General features: G+C 62.3%; 12 protein-coding genes. 7 read left to right on the top strand and 5 right to left on the bottom strand.

The window, feature by feature from the left end; genetic code table 11:
• Nucleotides 1-11 precede the first annotated feature (11 nt).
• The 4 genes from I2H31_RS16275 to I2H31_RS16260 form a co-directional block, all read right to left on the bottom strand.
• Complete coding sequence (locus I2H31_RS16275) at nt 12-536, bottom strand: hypothetical protein (RefSeq protein ID WP_196294104.1); 525 nt, start codon at nt 534-536, stop codon at nt 12-14.
• Nucleotides 537-585: 49 nt separating this feature from the next.
• Nucleotides 586-1,023, bottom strand: coding sequence for an NAD(+)--rifampin ADP-ribosyltransferase (gene arr / locus I2H31_RS16270; RefSeq protein ID WP_196294103.1), 438 nt, complete (start codon nt 1,021-1,023; stop codon nt 586-588).
• Between the two features lie 422 nt (nt 1,024-1,445).
• A complete protein-coding gene (locus I2H31_RS16265) occupies nt 1,446-1,601 on the bottom strand; it encodes a hypothetical protein (protein WP_196294102.1) in 156 nt (51 codons plus the stop codon).
• Between the two features lie 197 nt (nt 1,602-1,798).
• Nucleotides 1,799-3,478 carry a glycoside hydrolase family 43 protein gene (locus I2H31_RS16260; protein WP_196294101.1) on the bottom strand — a complete coding sequence of 560 codons (1,680 nt, stop codon included), beginning with the start codon at nt 3,476-3,478 and terminating at the stop codon, nt 1,799-1,801.
• 679 nt (nt 3,479-4,157) lie between these two features.
• Here I2H31_RS16260 and I2H31_RS16255 point away from each other — a divergent pair.
• The 3 genes from I2H31_RS16255 (at nt 4,158) to I2H31_RS16245 (ending at nt 8,943) form a co-directional block, all read left to right on the top strand.
• Nucleotides 4,158-4,994 carry a rhamnogalacturonan acetylesterase gene (locus I2H31_RS16255; RefSeq protein ID WP_196294100.1) on the top strand — a complete coding sequence of 279 codons (837 nt, stop codon included), beginning with the start codon at nt 4,158-4,160 and terminating at the stop codon, nt 4,992-4,994.
• Between the two features lie 151 nt (nt 4,995-5,145).
• Entirely contained in the window at nt 5,146-6,150 is a 1,005-nt protein-coding gene (locus I2H31_RS16250) for a pectinesterase family protein (RefSeq protein ID WP_196294099.1), read from the top strand.
• Between the two features lie 81 nt (nt 6,151-6,231).
• Nucleotides 6,232-8,943, top strand: a complete 2,712-nt coding sequence (locus tag I2H31_RS16245; RefSeq protein WP_196294098.1) for a glycoside hydrolase family 3 C-terminal domain-containing protein — start codon at nt 6,232-6,234, stop codon at nt 8,941-8,943.
• A gap of 14 nt (nt 8,944-8,957) precedes the next feature.
• On the opposite strand, the gene I2H31_RS16240 is transcribed toward I2H31_RS16245, so the two are convergent.
• Nucleotides 8,958-9,941 (bottom strand): alpha/beta hydrolase, encoded by a 984-nt coding sequence (locus tag I2H31_RS16240; RefSeq protein ID WP_196294097.1) that lies wholly within the window; start codon nt 9,939-9,941, stop codon nt 8,958-8,960.
• A 174-nt stretch (nt 9,942-10,115) separates the two neighbouring features.
• Here I2H31_RS16240 and I2H31_RS16235 point away from each other — a divergent pair, with 174 nt between their 5' ends.
• From I2H31_RS16235 to I2H31_RS16220, 4 genes are all read left to right on the top strand, one after another.
• The gene (locus tag I2H31_RS16235; protein WP_196294096.1) at nt 10,116-11,747 is read left to right on the top strand and encodes a DUF6377 domain-containing protein; all 1,632 of its coding nucleotides are present in this window, start codon (nt 10,116-10,118) and stop codon (nt 11,745-11,747) included.
• A gap of 329 nt (nt 11,748-12,076) precedes the next feature.
• Entirely contained in the window at nt 12,077-15,157 is a 3,081-nt protein-coding gene (locus I2H31_RS16230; protein WP_196294095.1) for a SusC/RagA family TonB-linked outer membrane protein, read from the top strand.
• A gap of 24 nt (nt 15,158-15,181) precedes the next feature.
• Complete coding sequence (locus I2H31_RS16225; protein WP_196294094.1) at nt 15,182-16,828, top strand: RagB/SusD family nutrient uptake outer membrane protein; 1,647 nt, start codon at nt 15,182-15,184, stop codon at nt 16,826-16,828.
• Nucleotides 16,829-17,208: 380 nt separating this feature from the next.
• A complete protein-coding gene (locus I2H31_RS16220; RefSeq protein WP_196294093.1) occupies nt 17,209-18,378 on the top strand; it encodes a T9SS type A sorting domain-containing protein in 1,170 nt (389 codons plus the stop codon).
• The last annotated feature ends 39 nt before the right edge of the window (nt 18,379-18,417 follow it).

The raw sequence follows: 18,417 nt of genomic DNA, 5'->3' as shown, positions 1-18,417 counted from the left end.
ACTTGAAATTATTACCAGATAAAATCAGTGTCTTCAAATGTTTTACTTGCAACGTATTTTGTGTTCGTTCCAAAGTAAATTTCATCTTCGTGGTAAAACAGCAGAGACCAGTTTAAGCTTTGGTCTATAACTGTTAAATCATCGGCGCTTCCGTAATAGAAACTATCAAAATACTTAACAAGTATTTTCCAGGGGATTATTGCTGCTTCTGTTGGCTGCCAAGACAAGAAAACTGGTTTGTCAAATGCAAATCCACGTTGATAAAGCCATTTCTTAACCTCATCACGGTTGTTATCCAGAATTCTTGCTTTATCAGTTACTCTAAATAAGCCTTTTTTGAAAGGTATATCATCATGTAAATTGGTTTGCATAATAAATTCCCACAGAAATCGCGAGGCTGCTTTATCTAAAGGATTAACTTGGTGAAGGTGCTCATTGGGTAATTTATTGAATTTATCTTCCGTAAAACGCCACTTCAAATGAGAGTCGTTAATTGAAATAATGTGTTCATAAATATTGTCAAAATTTACATTCATGCCTTTCGTGATTTTGTGCTTATAATAGGTTGTTTTTCTTACAGCAAATTCAATCCTCAATCGCCTCAATCCCAAGTTGCTTCAGTCGTTCCAGGTTTTCCTTCATGGCGTTGAGCTGCTCGGGGGAGTGGCCTTGCCAATCGGCGACCTCGCCGGTTACCCGGAGCGAGCTTTTGGAACGGTAGGATTTAGTTGGATTGCCGGGGAATTTCTTGTCCGTCAGATTTGGGTCGTCTTCCATCGGGCCGGTGGGCTCTACTATGTAAATGCGGCCGGGGCCGTCGCCTAAGGCCAACTCGGCGCCCCAAGTGGCCGCGTCCAGGGTGGCGGTTAGGTAGATGTAGGCCGCCTTTTTTCGCGCGCCGTAGTTTGACTTGAAGCCGGGTCCAATCAGGTCGCCTGGTTTCAGGTTGGCCTTGGTGCCGTGGTAGAGCGTCTGGGAGCGCAGGGCATCGGCAGGCGCTGTTGCGATTTCGGTTGCTTTCATAGTCGCAGTCTGTTGAAGCGGCAATTTATTTAACTTCAACTGGATAAATGCGGTGGCAAAGGTGCGCTACGGATTGCGGACCACGGGTGCAGCCGGGCCGTTCTGGCTGAAATGGCGTAGTTTCGCTCACCAAAAATTACCCGCCCGGCCCGTGTTTCCACGGTGGCTGTTGTGCCGGCACCCCGTTGCCGCTCGTCCTGGACCGGCGCCAGCGGCCGGCCCCGCGCGCCAGCGGCGCCGCCACGGCGCACGGGAACGGGCAACGCGCAGGCACGCTGCGACATCCAGATGGCCAAAGGCAACAAGCGCATCTCTACATCAAATGACTGGATTACCATTGCGGTAGAGATGCTTCGCTGCGCTCGGCATGACGTTCTTCCCTGCTGTCGCTTGTTGCGGCATGCCTCTCCAGCGCAGCGTGTTCAGCAACAACTGCTGCTCAAGCCGAAGCTGTTGCCGTTCTGGCCCCGGTAGTACTGCTCCACCGTGGCGGGCAGGTGCACGGTTTTGCCCTCGGCGTTGGCCAGCGCGGTCCAGCCGCCGGTGGGCAGGTTCACGGGCAGCTGGGCCACGTCCACGGGCGGGGCACAGAGGCGGTCCTGAGCCCACGGGGCGGCCTTATCCAGCGCTGACCTAAGCCAGCGTCTGCCGCGTGGCCGCATCCACCACCGACACCTTGACGGAAGAAGTGCCCAGGTCTATTCCCAACAACAGCATGGCAGGAAGTTAAAAGTCAGAATCAGATGAAGCGGCGGCAGGGGGTGAAGTCCATCGGCTATTCGACGCGAAACCAGTCGATGTCCGCATTGCCCGCATCGTTGAACTTGGCCGTACGCGAGCAGAACAGGCCCATTTTGGCGCCAATCCACTTGCCTTCGCGGGCTTGGAACTCGGCCCCCAGCGGCTGGAACGTCTGGCCGTTGAAGCTGTAGCTGAACTGGCATTTGGCGCCGGCCTTCACCGCCACGCGCAGGTAGATGGGCTGCCTGGCCTGGGCGGCCGGCACTTCCACCGGGGCCGAGGCGGTTTCGGCCGTCAGCTTGTCGGCGTCCTTGCACACGGTCTGGCTGAGCTGTAGCTTGCCGCCGGTGTTGGCGATGGAGAGGTAAGCGTAATCGAGCCCCATCATCATCAAACCCACTTTTTCACCTTCCACGCGGGGGCTGAAGGCGAGCTTGGCGGTGGCCGTGAACACGTCGGCGGGCAGCTTTTGCAGGAGCAGGTTGGGCACTTGCCAGTAGTTTTTGAAGCCTTCGGGCAGGGCCACGGAGTAGAGGCGCAGGTAGCCGCCCGCCGGGTTCAGGTAGGCCCAGTAGTCCTGCGGGTTGGCGTGCCACTGCCATTGCAGGCCCAGCCGGGCACGGCCGAACTCGTCGGAAGTGGCGGGCGTGGCCAGGGGCTGCGCCTTGCCCGCGATGCGGGGCTTGCGGTGGGTGCGCACGGGCTGGCCCTTGCCATCGCCGTCGGGGTCTTCGCCGATGATGGGCCAGTCGTTTTTCCACACCATGGGCTCCAGCAGCACCACGCGGCCGTAGGGCCCCTGGTCCTGGAAATGCAGGAACCAGTCTTCGCCCGCGTCGGTGTCGACCCAGGCGCCCTGGTGCGGACCGTTGACGGTGGTTTTGCCCTGGTCCATCACAATGCGCTCTTCGTAAGGGCCGTACACGCTTTTCGAGCGCAGCACCAGCTGCCAGCCGGTGGGCACGCCGCCGGCCGGGGCAAAGATGTAGTAGTAGCCGTTGCGCTTGTAAAACTTCGGCCCTTCGAGCGTGGGCTGGTCTTTGTGGCCGTCGAACACCAGCACGTCGGGGCCGGTGAGGCGCTTGCCGTCGGCACTCATCGGGCTCACGGCCAGGATGGTTTTGATGCCGGCCCGCGAGCCCGCGAAGCCGTGCACGAGGTAGGCCTTGCCGTCGGCGTCCCAGAGCGGGCAGGGGTCAATCCAGCCCTTGGCCTCCTTCACGCACACGGGCGCCGACCACGGCCCGGCCGGGTTTTTGGCCTTCGTGACGAAGATGCCCAAATCCGGGTCGGGGTAATAGATGTAGAACTCCTGGCTGTGGTAGCGGATGGCGGGCGCCCACACGCCGTTGCCGTGCTGCGGCAGGGCGTAGCGCGCCAGCGGCGGCTGCGCCTCAAACACGGCCCCGATGATGGACCAGTTTACCAGGTCCTTAGAATGCAGGATTTGCAGGCCCGGCACGGCGTTGAAGCTCGACGAAGTGAGGTAGAAGTCGCTGCCCACGCGCACCACGTCGGGGTCGGAATAGTCGGCGTAAAGCACCGGGTTTTTATAGGTGCCGTTGCCCAGGTCGGGCACCCACGCTTTCGATAGGGCAGGGGCCTGGGCGGCGGCTGTTCCCGTGCCGGCCAGCACCGCGGCTATCGCCCACCAGTGCCTGAAGAAAACCCGCAGCAGGCGCGGAAGGCCGGTAAGGACAGGAACACCATTCATGTGCAAAGAGGAGTTGTGCCGCAATGAGGCAGCAGTGCTTTCACCGGTGCAAGTAAGGTAATTAATTCAAAATATGTCCTATTCTGTATCGTTGCCGATAGGTTATGCTTTGCTTTCGTAAGCGCAAAGCAAATAAGCTTTCTTTTTTGTGAATAAAATTAAACAAATTCATTTGTGCTTCCAGGTAGTTAAGTAGCATTTAATGCTTTTTTGGTAAATATTTATTATATTAACATGATAAACAGCATGTTATCATAAATAATTTAGACGCGACACTATGGTTTTATCCATACGAGCATGAACACCTCATAATGGGTTACATCGCCTTTTACTTTTCCGGAAACGTTGCCGGGAATTTTCCAATACTGTTTCTAGGTATTCCTTGATTCTGATAAAAGTTCTATTAATCTTTAATGCTTATTATAAGAAAAACTCGCTCGAATAAGCTGCGCACTTTCTCCGGCCAATTTTATGAACTCACTTTTAACGGGACATTTCTCATCATCAGTGCGGCGGATGACGGCGGGTTCTGCCTTGGGTCTGGCAGGGGCAGGCGTAGCCACGCCATTGCCCTGCGCAACAACCCCGGCTCCACCGGCCAGTGGACCGCGCTGTGCGAAGCCTGACTGCGGGAAACGGGCTTTCTGACCGAGAAAAAATAACTTCTTACCTTTTGCTGATGACGACAAACTTCTTACCCAAAGCCAGCCTGTGGCTCGCGCTGCTGGTGCTGCTCACGGCGGCTTTTGCCGCGCCGGCTCCGCCCCGCAAAAAGATTAAGCTTTACCTGATTGGCGACTCGACGATGGCCAACAAAGTCCGGCAGGTGTTTCCGGAAACCGGCTGGGGTATGCCGCTGGTCACGTTTTTCGACACGGCGGCCGTCGTCATCGACAACCGCGCCCAGAACGGCCGCAGCACCCGCACCTTCCTGGCCGAAAACCGCTGGCAGCCCGTGGTGGACGCCTTGCAGGAAGGCGACTACGTCTTCGTCCAGTTCGGGCACAACGACGAGGCCGACAACTACCCCGACCGCTACACCTCGCCCGAAGACTACCGCAAAAACCTCGTCAAGTTCGTGACCGAGACGCGGAGCAAGAAGGCGTATCCGGTGCTGCTCACGCCCATCACCCGCCGCAAATTTGACAAGCAGGGCCACATTCAGGAAACGCACGTGGCCTACTCGAAGGTGACGGCCGAGGTGGCCGCACAGACCAAAACCCCGCTGATTGACCTCGACAAAATGAGCCGCGATTTGGTGCAGCAGTTTGGCGAGGAGAACAGCAAACTGCTGTTTCTGCAGCTCGCCCCCGGCGACCACCCCAACTACCCTTATGGCAAGAACGACAACACCCACTTCAGCGAGTTGGGCGGCCGCAAAATGGCCCAGTTGGCCGTGAGTCAGGTCATCGCCCAGAAGCTTCCGTTTCTCTCGGAGCACCTGGCCAAGCCCACCGCCAAGAACGCCGTGCCGCCGGCCACCAACGGCAAAGACGCCCAGCCCACCGCGCCGTGAGCAAACACGTGGGAAAGGACTAAAAAACCGTCATGCCGAGCGCAGCGAAGCATCTGTACCTCAATAGTAAATGAATGCGTTGCGCGGTAAAGATGCTTCGCTGCGCTCGGCATGACGGCTAAAAAACCTAACGAACTACATACATAATGACATGCATTTCCGCCATCTGTTATTAACCAGCGGGCTGCTGCTGGCCACGTCCGCCCTCTACGCCCAGGTAGCGCCACCTGCTCAGGCGCCCGCCAAAAAGGAAACCTTCCTGGTGCCCATTCGCCTGACCGTGGCGGCCGATGGCACCGGCGACTACCGCACCATTCAGGAGGCGGTGATGGCCGTGCGCGACTTCATGCAGGTGACGGCCACCATCTTCGTCAAAAACGGCACCTACCGCGAAAAGCTGCTGATTCCGCCGCAGAAAACCAACATCACCCTGCTGGGCGAAAGCGCGGAGGGCACCGTCATCAGCTTCGGCGACTACTCCGGCGACGCCCAGAAGCACAGCACCTACACCTCGGCCACGGTGCGCGTGGAAGCCAACGACTTCACCGCCGAAAACATCACCTTCGAGAACTCGGCCGGGCGGGTGGGGCAGGCCGTGGCCCTGCACGTGGAAGGCGACCGCGCCACTTTCCGCCGCTGCCGGCTGCTGGGCAATCAGGATACCCTGTTTCTGGCCGTGGAGAACAGCCGGCAATACTACCAGGACTGCTACATTGAGGGCACCACGGACTTTATTTTCGGCTCCAGCACGGCCGTGTTCGAGGGCTGCACCATTCTCAGCAAGACGGATTCCTACATCACGGCCGCTTCCACGTGGCCGCGGCAGGCGTTTGGGCTGGTGTTTCTGAATTGCAAATTGACGGCCGGGCCCGAGGCGAAAAAGGTGTTTCTCGGCCGGCCCTGGCGGCCCCACGCCCGCACGGTGTTTCTGAACACCGAAATGGGCGCCCACATCACGCCCACGGGCTGGGACAACTGGCGCCAACCCGACAACGAAAAGACGGCCTACTACGCCGAATATGGCTCCACCGGCCCCGGCGCCAACCCCGCCGGCCGGGCGAAATGGGCCCACCAGCTCAGCACCAAAGAAGCCAGGCAATACACGCTGAAGGCCATTTTCGCCGGCAGCACCGCTTGGGAGCCCGTGCGCAAATAGCCCGCGCAAGGCTGCTGCTTCAATTTCTTCGACCTTTCCCATTGCCGCCTTTCCGGGCGCGTTTTCACCCATTACCTCGCCATGAACAACCGCCTGATAGTGGCACTCCTGGCCGGCCTGAGCGCCTGCGTTTCCAGCCAGCCAGCGCAGCAAAATGCTGCCAGCGCCCCGCCGGCCGCCGCCGCTGCCGCCCCGGCGGCCGAAGCCGCGGCCAGCCTCCCGTTTCGCAACCCGGACCTGTCCTTCGACCAGCGCGTAGACGACCTGGTGGGCCGCCTGACTTTGCCAGAGAAAATATCGCAGATGCTGAACAACTCCCCGGCCATCGACCGGCTGGGCGTGCCGGGCTACAACTGGTGGAACGAGGCCCTGCACGGCGTGGCCCGCACCAGCCTCAAAACGACGGTGTTTCCGCAGGCCATCGGCATGGCCGCCACCTTCGACAAAGACGCCCTGCTGACCATGGCCACCATGACGGCCGACGAGGCCCGGGCCATCCATCAGGAGTACCAGCGGCGCGGCGAGCGGGGCCGCTACACGGGCCTCACGTTCTGGACGCCCAACATCAACATCTTCCGCGACCCGCGCTGGGGCCGCGGCCAGGAAACCTACGGCGAAGACCCCTACCTGACCGGCCAGCTGGGCATGGCCCTGGTGAAGGGCTTTCAGGGCGACGACCCGAAGTACTACAAAATCACGGCCTGCGCCAAGCACTTCGCCGTGCACAGCGGGCCCGAGCCCTCGCGCCACGTCTTCAACGCTCAAATCAGCGACTATGACCTGTGGGACACGTATTTGCCCGCTTTTCGCGACCTGGTGGTGGACGCCAAAGTGGCCAGCGTGATGTGCGCCTACAACGCCTACGCCGGCCAGCCCTGCTGCGGTAGCGACAAGCTGATGAACGACATTTTGTATAGGAAATGGCAGTTCACGGGCTACGTCACGTCCGACTGCGGCGGCATCATCGACTTCTACCGCAACCACAAAACCGACCCCGATGCGCCCAGCGCCGCCGCCACCGGCGTGCTGCACGGCACCGACCTGGAGTGCGCCAACGGCAAGCTCTTCACCTACAACTCCCTGCAGGAAGCCGTGAAGCGCGGCCTGCTCACCGAGCAGCAGATTGACGTGTCGGTGAAGCGGCTCTTCAAAATCCGCTTTCAGCTGGGCATGTTCGACCCGGCGGAGCGGGTAAAATACGCCCAGACGCCCCTGAGCGTGGTGGAAAGCGCCCCGCACCAGGCCCACGCCCTGAAAATGGCGCAGGAGTCCATCGTGCTGCTGAAGAACGAGAAGAACGCGCTGCCGCTGCGCAAAGACCTGAAGAGAATTGCCGTGTTCGGGCCCAACGCCGACAACGAAAACGTGCAGCTCGGCAACTACAACGGCTTTCCCACCACCAACGTGACGCCGCTGGCCGGCATCCGGGCCAAGGTGGGGCCGCGCACGGAGGTAACTTACCAGCAAGGCATCGACTACGCCAGCGACGTCGTGTACGAGCCCTTCGACATCAACAAGCACTTGGCGTACGAGGGCCAGCCGGGCTTTAAGGCCGAGTATTTTAAGGGCACAGCCCTGGAAGGCGCGCCCGTGGCCCGCGTGCAGGAAGCCCGCCTGAACCGCAACCTCGGCGACCCCGACCAGGAAATTGCGCCGGGCCTGCGCGCCGAAAACGTGTCGGCCCGCTACCTCGCCACCTTCACGCCCGAAAAAACCGAAGAAGTGGCCTTCCAGCTCACCGGCGACGACGGCTACCGCCTCTTCGTCGACGACCAGCTGGTGGTGGACAAGTGGGCCACCCAAAACTCCTCCACCAGCCAGTACGCCCTCAAAGTAGAAGCGGGCAAGAAGGTGAATCTCAAGCTCGAATACTTCCAGAACGTGGGGCGGGCCACCCTAAAGTTTGGCGGGGCCCGGGTGCTGCCCCTGGACCGGCAGCGCGTGCTGGCCCAGGCCAAAGCCGCCGACGTGGTGGTGTTTGTGGGCGGCATCTCGCCGCGCCTCGAAGGCGAGGAAATGAAGGTGGACATCGAAGGCTTCAGCGGCGGCGACCGCACCAGCATCGCCCTCCCAAAGGCCCAAACCGAGCTGCTGAAGCTGCTGCGCGCCACGGGCAAGCCGGTGGTGTTCGTGATGATGACGGGCAGCGCCATCGGCTGCCCCTGGGAGGCGGCCAACCTGCCGGCCATCGTGAACTGCTGGTACGGCGGGCAGGCCGCGGGCACGGCGCTGGCCGATGTGCTCTTCGGCGACTACAACCCCTCGGGCCGCTTGCCCGTGACGTTCTACAAGTCGGAAAGCCAGCTGCCCGCGTTCGATAACTACAACATGGCCGGCCGCACCTACCGCTATTTCACCGGCACGCCGCTCTACCCCTTCGGCCACGGCCTGAGCTACACCACGTTCAAGTACAGCAACCTCCAGGTGCCCGCCACCGCGGCCACCGGCCAGCCCGTCACCGTGCGCGTGGACGTGCAGAATACTGGCCCGCGCGCCGGCGACGAGGTCGCTCAGCTCTACGTGCGCCACCCCGGCGCGCCAGGCCGCACCGCCCTGCACGCCTTGCAGGGCTTCCAGCGGCTGGCGCTGCAAGCCGGCGAGAAGAAGACCGTGCAGTTCACCCTCACGCCCCGCCAGCTTTCGCAGCTCAATGCCCAGGCCCAGCGTGCCGAGCAGCCCGGCAAGGTGCAGCTTTTCGCGGGTGGTGGGCAGCCACTTAGCCAGTCCGTGGCCGCCGGCCGCGTCCTCAAGCGCGAGCTGACGCTGACCGGCAGCCGCGTGCCGATTGATTAAGGGCCGCCGCGCCGCTACTTGAACACGCGTTTCAAAAACGCGGCCGTGTAATCCAGCGTGGGCTCAAACCACGGGTTGAACAGCGGAAACGGGTGCGGGGAATCCGGAAAGGCGTGCATTTCGTGGTAGATGTGGAAGGCGTCCAGCTGCTTGGTCATGTCGTCGCGGCCGGCGTGCATCCGCGCTATTGAGCTGTTGATGAAGAGGATGGGCGGCGTTTGGGCCGTGACGTGGTTGAGCGCGCCGGCCTGGTTCCACAGCTCCGGCTTCTCCGTTTTGGTGCCGCCAAACCAGTAGGTGGCGGCCGAAGGACCCTTGCTGTCGTTGCCCTCGCCCGACTCGGGGTGAATGAAGGCCAGCGTACCGTCCACGTCCACAATGGCTTGCACGGCACTGGAGTGCGTGGTGTGGCAGGCGCGGCCTTCCAGCTGCGCGTCGCCGTTGGTGGTGCCCAGCAGCGCCGCCAGCTGCCCGCCGGCCGAAAAGCCCCACACGGCAATTTGGGTGGTGTCGATGCGGTAGGTTTTCGCGTTGGCCCGCAGCCAGCGGACGGCGGCTTTCAGGTCGGTCACGGCGGCTGGGTACAGCGCCTCGGTCGAAAGGCGGTACTCGGCCGTGACGGTCACGTAGCCTTTGGCGGCCAGCTGCTGGGCCATGGGCACGTGCTGCGACCGGTCGCCGGAGCGCCACCCGCCGCCGTGGATGAACAGCACCGCCGGGTAGCCTTTCCGGCGCTTGGCTTTGGGGTAAAACACGTCCAGCTGCAGCGCCCGGCCGCCCAGGGTGCAGTAGGTCTGGTTGGGGCGGCTGAGGATGGTGGCGGGCCCGGCCGGCCGGGCAATGCTGATGGCGGGGTTGGCCTTGCGGGCTTTGACTAGGGCGCTGAACACGGTGAATGAGGTGTCGCGCGGGGCCGGCAGCTGCTGGGCCCGCAGCGGCGCGGCGTCCAGCAGCGCCGACAGCCAGCTCAGAGCAAAAAAGAGAATCCGAACAGTCATCGAATGAAAAGCTAACAAGAAAGGCCTTTAGAAACCCAAAGGTGCGGGTTTTGGAAGTTCCAACGCATTCGCCGAACCTTCCCGGTTTGAAGAATTGGCCCAGCCAGAAAGTTCGCCGCGCAACTAATTGCTATTTTTGATGCTGGCCATTCCATTGATTTTTTGTCTCGCTTGGTGAAGCTCTTTTTCTTGTTTTGTGGCTTGCTGCTGAGCACCTTGCCGACCATGGCCCTGGCCGCGCCCACCCCGGCCGACAGCCTGCTCACGGAGCTGAACCAGGCCCTGGCCCGGAAAAAAGAGTACGACGGGCAGCGTCTGAACCGGCTGGCCGTGCTCACCGCCGATTTTGTGTCGTCGGAAGTGAACGACAACACCCGGTTCGACCTGGCCCTGCGCATCTACGACGAATACAAGGCGTTTAAGTACGACTCAGCCTTTGTGTACTGCCAGAAAATCAGGCGCTTGGCCCGGCAGCTGGGCAGCCCCGAGAAGCTGGAGGTGGCCAAGCTCAAGCTGAGCTTCGTGCTGCTGTCGTCGGGCTTGTTCAAGGAAACGTTTGAAACGCTCGACAGCATCAACCCGCGCCGCCTGGCGCTGCCCGACCGCCAAAGCCTGTACTTCCTGAAAGCCCGCGCCTACAGCGACCTCGGCGACTTCAACCAGGACGGCGCCTACCGCCCGGCCTACTACGCCAAGGCCCTGGCCTACGCCGACACCGCTTTGCAATACTGCCGCCCGCGCTCCTACGAGTGCCTGGAAGTGCAGGAATTCCGGGCCCAGAAAACGGCCAACCTCGCGGCGGGCGCGGCCGTCTACGACCAGATTCGGCGGCTGCCGCGCCTCTCGCCGCACCAGCTGGCCGTGAGCGCCAGCACCACGGCCTACCTCTACGAGCTGGCCGGCCAGCCCGAAAAAGCCTTCGAACTGCTGCTCGTGTCGGCCATTGCCGACGTAAAAACGGCCACCAAGGAAACCACGGCCATCTTCAAGCTCTCGGACTACTGCTACCGCCGGGGCGACCTCAAAAATGCCTACACCTTCATCCGCGAAGCCCGCGACAACGCCACGTTTTACAAAGCCCGCCAGCGGCAGATTGAAATCAGCCACATTTCGTCCATCATCGAAGGGCAGAAAATTAACATCATCGAAAACCAGCGCAAGTCGCTGAAAACCTACGCCATTATCATGACGGTGCTGGCCGGCGTGGTCATCGCCTTCGCGGTCGTGACGTGGTCGGCGCTGCGCAAGCTGCGCCGGGCCGACCGGCTTCTCTCCGCCGCCAACCAGGAACTGCTGGCCCGCAACGACGAGCTGCGCCAGCTCAACAGCGGCCTCAACGAGGCCAACAAGATTAAGGAAGAGTACATCGGCTACTACTTCCACAACAACTCGCAGTACATCGACAAGCTCGAAACCCTCAAAAAGCGCGTGGAGGCCCTGCTGAGCAGCAAGCAGTACGCCGGCGTGCAAAAGCTGGTGGACAGCGTGAACATCAAAACCGAGCGCAATGAGCTGCTGAAAGGGTTCGATACGGTGTTTTTGCGGTTGTTTCCGAACTTCATTGCCCAGTTCAACGCGCTGTTTCGGGAGGAAGACCGCCTGACTTTGTCCGACGACCAGCTCCTGACCACGGAGGTGCGCATCTTCGCCCTCATTCGGCTGGGCATCGACGACAGCGAGCAAATCAGCCGCATGCTGGGCTACTCCATCAACACGATTTACACCTACAAAACGCGGGTGAAAAACCGGTCGCTGGTGCCCAACGAAGAATTTGAGGCGCGCATTCAAGCCATCCAGGCCGTCTGAAATAGGGGAGGGCCGCCCGCCCGCCACCGACGCCGAAGAATACCCGCCGGGCCGGGTAACAGCTGTGATTCAAGAGGGGGCTTTGGCCCCTTTTTCTGTTAAAACACGGTGCTGAACGGGCAATATATCCTTAATATTCTAGTGCTGGTTTTTGTGTGTAAATAGTTGAAAATCAATAATAAATATATCGGACGGGTTGATATTTTTCATACTTCGCTTTGACAAATTCCGGGTGCTAAAGGCGGGGTCTAGTTTTGGTCACTTCCCCGTCCCAAACGATTGCGGGAAGGCGGCTTGCTGCTCCTTGTCTCATCCCAATATCCCACCCAATGCGACACCCGTTACCCCCTCCTTTTGCTCCTCAATTTCTAAGAAAGCTCGGGCTGATTCCGGTGCTGGGCGCGCTGACTTTGGGCGCCACCAGCGCCCCAATGGCGGCGCGGGCGGCCCGGCCCGCGGCCGTTGCAAGGCTGGCCGGCGGCACTCTCACCGGGCGGGTGGTGGACGCCAAGGGCGAGGGCGTTCCCGGCGTCACGGTCATTGTGGAAGGCACCAAGCAGGGCGTGTCGACCGACGTGACGGGCGCCTACACGCTGGCCAACGTGCCGGCGGGGCCGCACACGCTGGTTTTCTCTTTCATTGGATTGAACCCGGCGCGCGTAACGGTAAACGTGGCCGAAGGCCAGGCCACCGAAGTGCCGGTGACGGCCCTCAGCGAGAACACCACGCAGCTGAACGAAGCCGTGGTGGTGGGCTACGGCACCGCCCGCCGCCAGGACGTGACGGGCTCGCTGACCACCGTGACTTCCCGTGACTTCGTGAAAGGCCAGGTGACCTCACCTGAGCAGCTGGTGCAGGGCAAGGTGGCCGGCGTGCAGATTACCACCACCGGCGGGGCGCCCGGCGAGGCCAGCGTGATTCGCGTGCGCGGGGGGGCGTCGCTGAACGCCAGCAACGACCCGCTCATCGTCATCGACGGGGTGCCCGTGGACAACCAAGGCATCAACGGCGCCGGCAACCCGCTCTCGCTGGTGAATCCGCAAGACATCGAGACGTTTACGGTGCTGAAGGACGCCTCCGCCACGGCCATCTACGGCTCGCGGGCGGCCAACGGCGTCATCCTCATCACCACCAAAAAAGGGCTGGAAGGGGAGAAGATGCGCGTCAGCATCAGCTCGCAGGTATCCAGGGCCACGAACTACGGCAAGGTGGACGTGCTGAGCGCCGACGCCTACCGCACGCTGCTCAACAACGCCGTGGCGCAGGGCATTGCGCCGGCCACCAACCTGGCCTTTCTGGGCACGGCCAACACCGACTGGCAGGACGCCATCTACCAAACGGCCTGGACCACCGATAACAACGTGAGCCTGACCGGCAGCGTGAAGCACCTGCCCTACCGCGTGTCGGTGGGCTACCTGGACCAGGACGGCACCCTGAAAACCGGCAACCTGAAGCGCAACTCGGCCTCGGTGGGCCTCTCGCCCCGGCTGCTCGACAACCACCTGCGCATCGACCTCAACGCCAAAGGCACCTGGGCCGACTTCCGCTTTGCCGACCAGGGCGCCATCGGCGCGGCGGCCCGCTTCAACCCCACGCAGCCGATTTACGACGCGGGTTCGACGGGCTTCAATGGCTACTACGAGTGGCGCGACGGCGCCATTCCGAACCCGCTGACGGACCGCAACCCGGTGGCCCTGCTCAACGACAAGCGCGACCGCAGCACGGTGCTGCGCAGCATCGGCAACGTGCAGTTGGACTACAAGGTGCACTTCCTGCCCGACTTGCACGCCAACCTGAACCTGGGCTACGACCTCTCGCGCAGCGCCGGCACGGTGTTTATTCCGGCGGCCTCCTCCATTGCCTTCGCCAACAAGGGCCAGAACACCTCCTACCGCCAGGAAAAGAACAACAAGCTGCTCGAAACCTACCTCAACTACACCAAGCAGATTGGCGACCACCGCGTGGAGGCGCTGGCCGGCTACTCGTACCAGGATTTTTACCGCTACGAGCCTTTCCGCTTCGGCTACCGGGCCGACGGCTCGCGGGTGAACCCCGTGGAGCCGGCCCAGAATCCGTTCAAAACGCAGTACACGCTGCTGTCTTACTACGGCCGGGTGAACTACAATTTCAAGGACCGGTACCTGTTCACGGGCACCCTGCGGGCCGACGGCAGCAGCCGCTTTCTCAAAAACCACTGGGGCGACTTCCCGGCGGCTTCGGTGGCCTGGCGCGTGAGCCAGGAGGGTTTCCTGAAGGATTCGCGGACGGTTTCGGACCTGAAGCTGCGCCTGAGCTACGGCAGCACCGGCCAGCAGGACGTGTACAGCGTGGCCGGCGACTACCCCGCGCTGGCCAAGTACAACCTCAGCGCGCCGGTCATCAGCCAGATTTTTGGCACCGATACCATTCGCACGCTCAAGCCCAACCCCTACGACGCCAACCTGAAGTGGGAGCAGACCGAAACCTACGACGCGGGCCTGGATTTTGGCTTCTTCGACAACCGCCTGACCGGCACCGTGGACGTGTACCTGCGCAAAACCAAGGACCTGCTGGCCGTGATTCCGATTCCGGCGGGCAGCAACCTTTCCAACACGCTGCTCACCAACATCGGCAACCTCGAAAACCGCGGCGTGGAACTGGCCCTGAACTACCGCGTGCTGCAAGGCCCGGGCCTGAACTGGTCGGTGAACTTCAACGCGACCATGAACCGGGGCAAAATCACCAAGCTCTCGCAGGTGGAAGACCCCGCCTACCAGGGCACGCCCACAGGCAACGTCGGCAACTTCCAGTTTGTGCAGATTAACGCCGTGGGCTACGCGCCCAACACCTTCTTTCTGTACCAGCAGAAGTACGAGGGAGGCAAGCCCTTGCAAGGCCCCACGGCCAGCCCCAGCCCGGTGCAGTACGTGGACCAGAACAACGACGGCATCATCAACGAGCGCGACAAGGTGTACGGCAAAAACCCCGCGCCCAAGGCCATTCTGGGTTTCAGCTCGGACCTGAGCTACGGCAAAGCCAGCCTCGCCTTCACGGTGCGCTCCAACCTGGGCGGCTACGTGTACAACAACGTGGTGGCCGGCCAGAACAACTACTACGGCCTGAACACCACCCTCAACTACGCCGCCAACGTGGTGCCCGCCATCTACGAAACCGGCTTCAAAAACGGCCAGCCCTACAGCGACATCAACCTGGAAGACGGCTCGTTTGTGCGCCTGCAAAACGTGACGCTGGGCTACGATTTCGGCTCGCTGTTGAAGGAAGGCACCACCCTGCGCTTCACCCTGGCTGGCCAAAACCTGCTGCTGCTGAGCAAGTACTCCGGCCTCGACCCGGAGCGCGCCACCGGCATCGACAGCAATTTCTACCCGCTGCCCCGCACCATCACGGCCGGCCTCAACATTGGCTTTTAATCGCCGCTATTCTTCCTGCTTCCTATGAAATCCCACCCCATTCTGCGCCGCGGCGGCCTGGCGCTGGCCCTCGGCCTGGTCACGCTCACCGGCAGCCTCACGGGCTGCAACAAGGACCTCGACCGGACGCCCTTTTACGACCTCAACACCGAGTCGGTGTACCGCGACCCGGCCAACTACCTCCAGGTGCTGGCCAAGTGCTACGCCGGCTTCAACCTCTCGGGCAACCCCGGCAGCCCCGACGTGTTTGCCGGCCAGGGCAAGGACGAGGGCGAAACCTCCTACCTGCGCGCCTACTGGTACTTGCAGGAGCTAACCACCGACGAAGCCGTAGTGGCCTGGAACAGCGGCCCGCTGCAGGAGCTGAACACCACGAGCTGGTCGTCGAGCAACGACTTGATAAACAACTGCTACACCCGCATTTTCTACGAGGTGGCGCTGTGCAACGAGTTCATCCGCGAAACCAGCGACGACAAGCTCAGCAGCCGCGGCATCACGGGCCAGACCGCCGCCGACGCCCGCCAGCAGCGCGCCGAAGCCCGGTTTCTGCGCGCCCTGGCTTACTATCACGCCCTCGACCTGTACGGCAACGTGCCCTTCGTGACCGAGGCCGACGCGCCCAGCAAGGCCCTGCCCCACCAAACCAGCCGCGCGGCTCTGTTTGCCTACGTCGAGAAGGAGCTGCAGGAAATCGAGCCCAACCTCAAGCCCGCCCACACCGCCGCCTACGGCCGCGCCGACCGGGGCGCCGCCTGGGCCCTGCTGGCCAAGCTCTACCTCAACGCCCAGGTGTACACGGGCACGGCCCGCTACACCGACTGCCTGACGTACTGCAACAAAATCCTGACCACGCCCAGCTACGCCCTGGCCCCGGAATACCGCCTGCTGTTCCTGGCCGACAACAACGTGACGGCGGCCTCCGAAATCATTTTCCCCATTGAGAGCGACGGGCTGGTGTCGCAGGTGTACGGCGGCACCACCTACCTGGTGCACGCCGCCGTGGGCGGGCGCATGCTGGCCAGCGGCTTTGGCGTGAACAGCGGCTGGGCCGGCAACCGCACCCGCAAAAACCTGCCCTTGCTGTTCCCGACGCCCGCCAGCGGCTTCGATACCCGCGCCATGTTCTTTACCAATGGCCAGACGCTGGAAATCAACGACCTCACCTCGTTTACCGACGGCTACGGCGTGACCAAGTGGCGCAACAAAACCTCGACCGGCGCCAACGGCCACGACCCGCAGCAGATTTTCGTCGACACCGACTTCACCCTGCTCCGGCTGGCCGAAGTGCAGCTCATGTACGCCGAAGCCGTGCTGCGCGGCGGCACCGGCGGCACCCAAACCCAGGCCCTGGCCTACGTGAACGCCCTGCGCGACCGCGCCTACGGCAACGCGGGCGGCGGCACCGACGGCCACGTCAGCCTGGCCGAGCTCACCGCGCCCGACTTCCTCCTCGACGAGCGGGGCCGCGAGCTGTACTGGGAGGCCACGCGCCGCACCGACCTCATCCGCTTCGGCAAGTTCACCAGCAACTACAACTGGCCCTTCAAGGGCTATACCGGCGCCGGCGACACCAAAGCCGGCCACGACGTAGCGGCCACGCGCACGCTGTTTCCCCTGCCTTCCACCGACCTCGTGGCCAACCCCACGCTGGTGCAAAACCCGGGCTACTAGCCGCGGCAACAACCATTCGGTTTGGGACTTAGTGCCTGGCGCTCTAGTGGTGGGAAAACGGGGCGTAGTGAACCCCGGAATGGCACTGGTAATGCCAGCTAGTTGAGCGAACCCAGGCACTAAGTCCGAAACCACAAGTGGCAAAAGCGCCGATGGCCAACCAGGCCAGCCCGTTCTGCCGAGCGCAGCCGAAGCATCTCCACCACGCCGCCCGGCACCCCTCTCCCTCGGGAGAGGGGCCGGGGGTGAGGCGCCTTATGAGGAAAACGAAGGAGATGCTTCGGCTGCGCTCGGCAGAACGGGCTGGCTGGATTGGCGCCGTTTTTCCTGCCTTCCATCCGCTTTTCAATTCCCATCCACCATTTCATTTTTCGGTTGCCATGAAAAAAACCATTACCCTTTCCCTGCTTGCCGCCTTAGCTGGCCCCACGCTCAACGCGCAGGCGCAGATTACGCTCGACGGCGTCATCAACGCGGCCGAAATCGGCGCGGCGGCCGGCGGGCGCTACACCTCGCTGGGCGCCTTTACCCCGGCGCACGTGGGCAACGCGGGCTTCGGCAACGCCGGCCTGCTGCGCCTGTACGGCGCCAACAGCGCCAGCAAGCTCTATCTGGCGCTGGCCGGCACCATTGAGGCCGGCAACAACAACTTCCAGATTTACATGGACCTGCCGGGCCGCACCGGCGTGGCCGCGGGCACGGCCATGCCCGCCATTGCGGGCACGGCCAGCGTGTTTGGCACCTTTGCGGGCGGCGGCATCGGGGGCACCAAGATGGAGATGGAAGTGGACGCCGCCATTGCCACCACCGGCAACATGGACGTGCAGGCCGCCGTGTACACGGCCACCACGGGCGTGGCCAAGTCGCTGGGCGACGGCCTCGGCGCGCCGGCCGTGAACACGGGCGCCCCCAGCACCATCCCGGCTTCGTCGACCACGGGCACCTACAGCTTGTTTGCCGGCACCCGCGTGGCCTACCTGGCGCCCACCACGCCCACCGGCGACATCACCAGCAACCCGGGCAACACCACTGGCGGCGGGGCCGGCTCCTACGGCCTCGAGTACGAGTTCAACCGCGCTTCGCTGGGCTTGCCCTCGGGCGCGTCCATCGTGCGGGTGCTGGCGGCCTACGTGAGCGGCGACGGCTACTGGTCGTCGGACGTGATTCCGGAAATCCCCGGCAACGGCAACAACAACCTTGGTTTCAGCCCCGATTTCACGGTGCTGGCCGGCACCCAGGCGGCCACCGCCAACGTGGTGGTGCTCAGCAGCCGCCAGGCCCAGGACGCCGTGGTGGCCCTGAGCGTGTTTCCGAACCCGGGCCGGGGCGAGTCGACGGTTTCGTACCAGGTGCTCGGCGGCCCGCAGGCCGTGGCCGTGCGCCTCACCGATTTGCTGGGCCGCGAGGTGCAAACGCTGCTCAACGCCAAGCAAAACAGCGGCTTCCACGACCTGAAAGTGGACACCAATGGCCTGGCCGCCGGCATTTACCTGGTGAAAGTGGACGTGGGCGACAAGGTGGCCACGCGCCGCCTGGAGGTGACCCGCTAACGCTTGGCTGGCCGAATAATCGGGCCCGGCCAGCCAAGT

This window comes from Hymenobacter ruricola, from assembly GCF_015694525.1.
GTDB classification, from domain to species: Bacteria; Bacteroidota; Bacteroidia; order Cytophagales; family Hymenobacteraceae; genus Hymenobacter; species Hymenobacter ruricola.
This window is presented reverse-complemented; position numbering and strand designations above follow the sequence as displayed.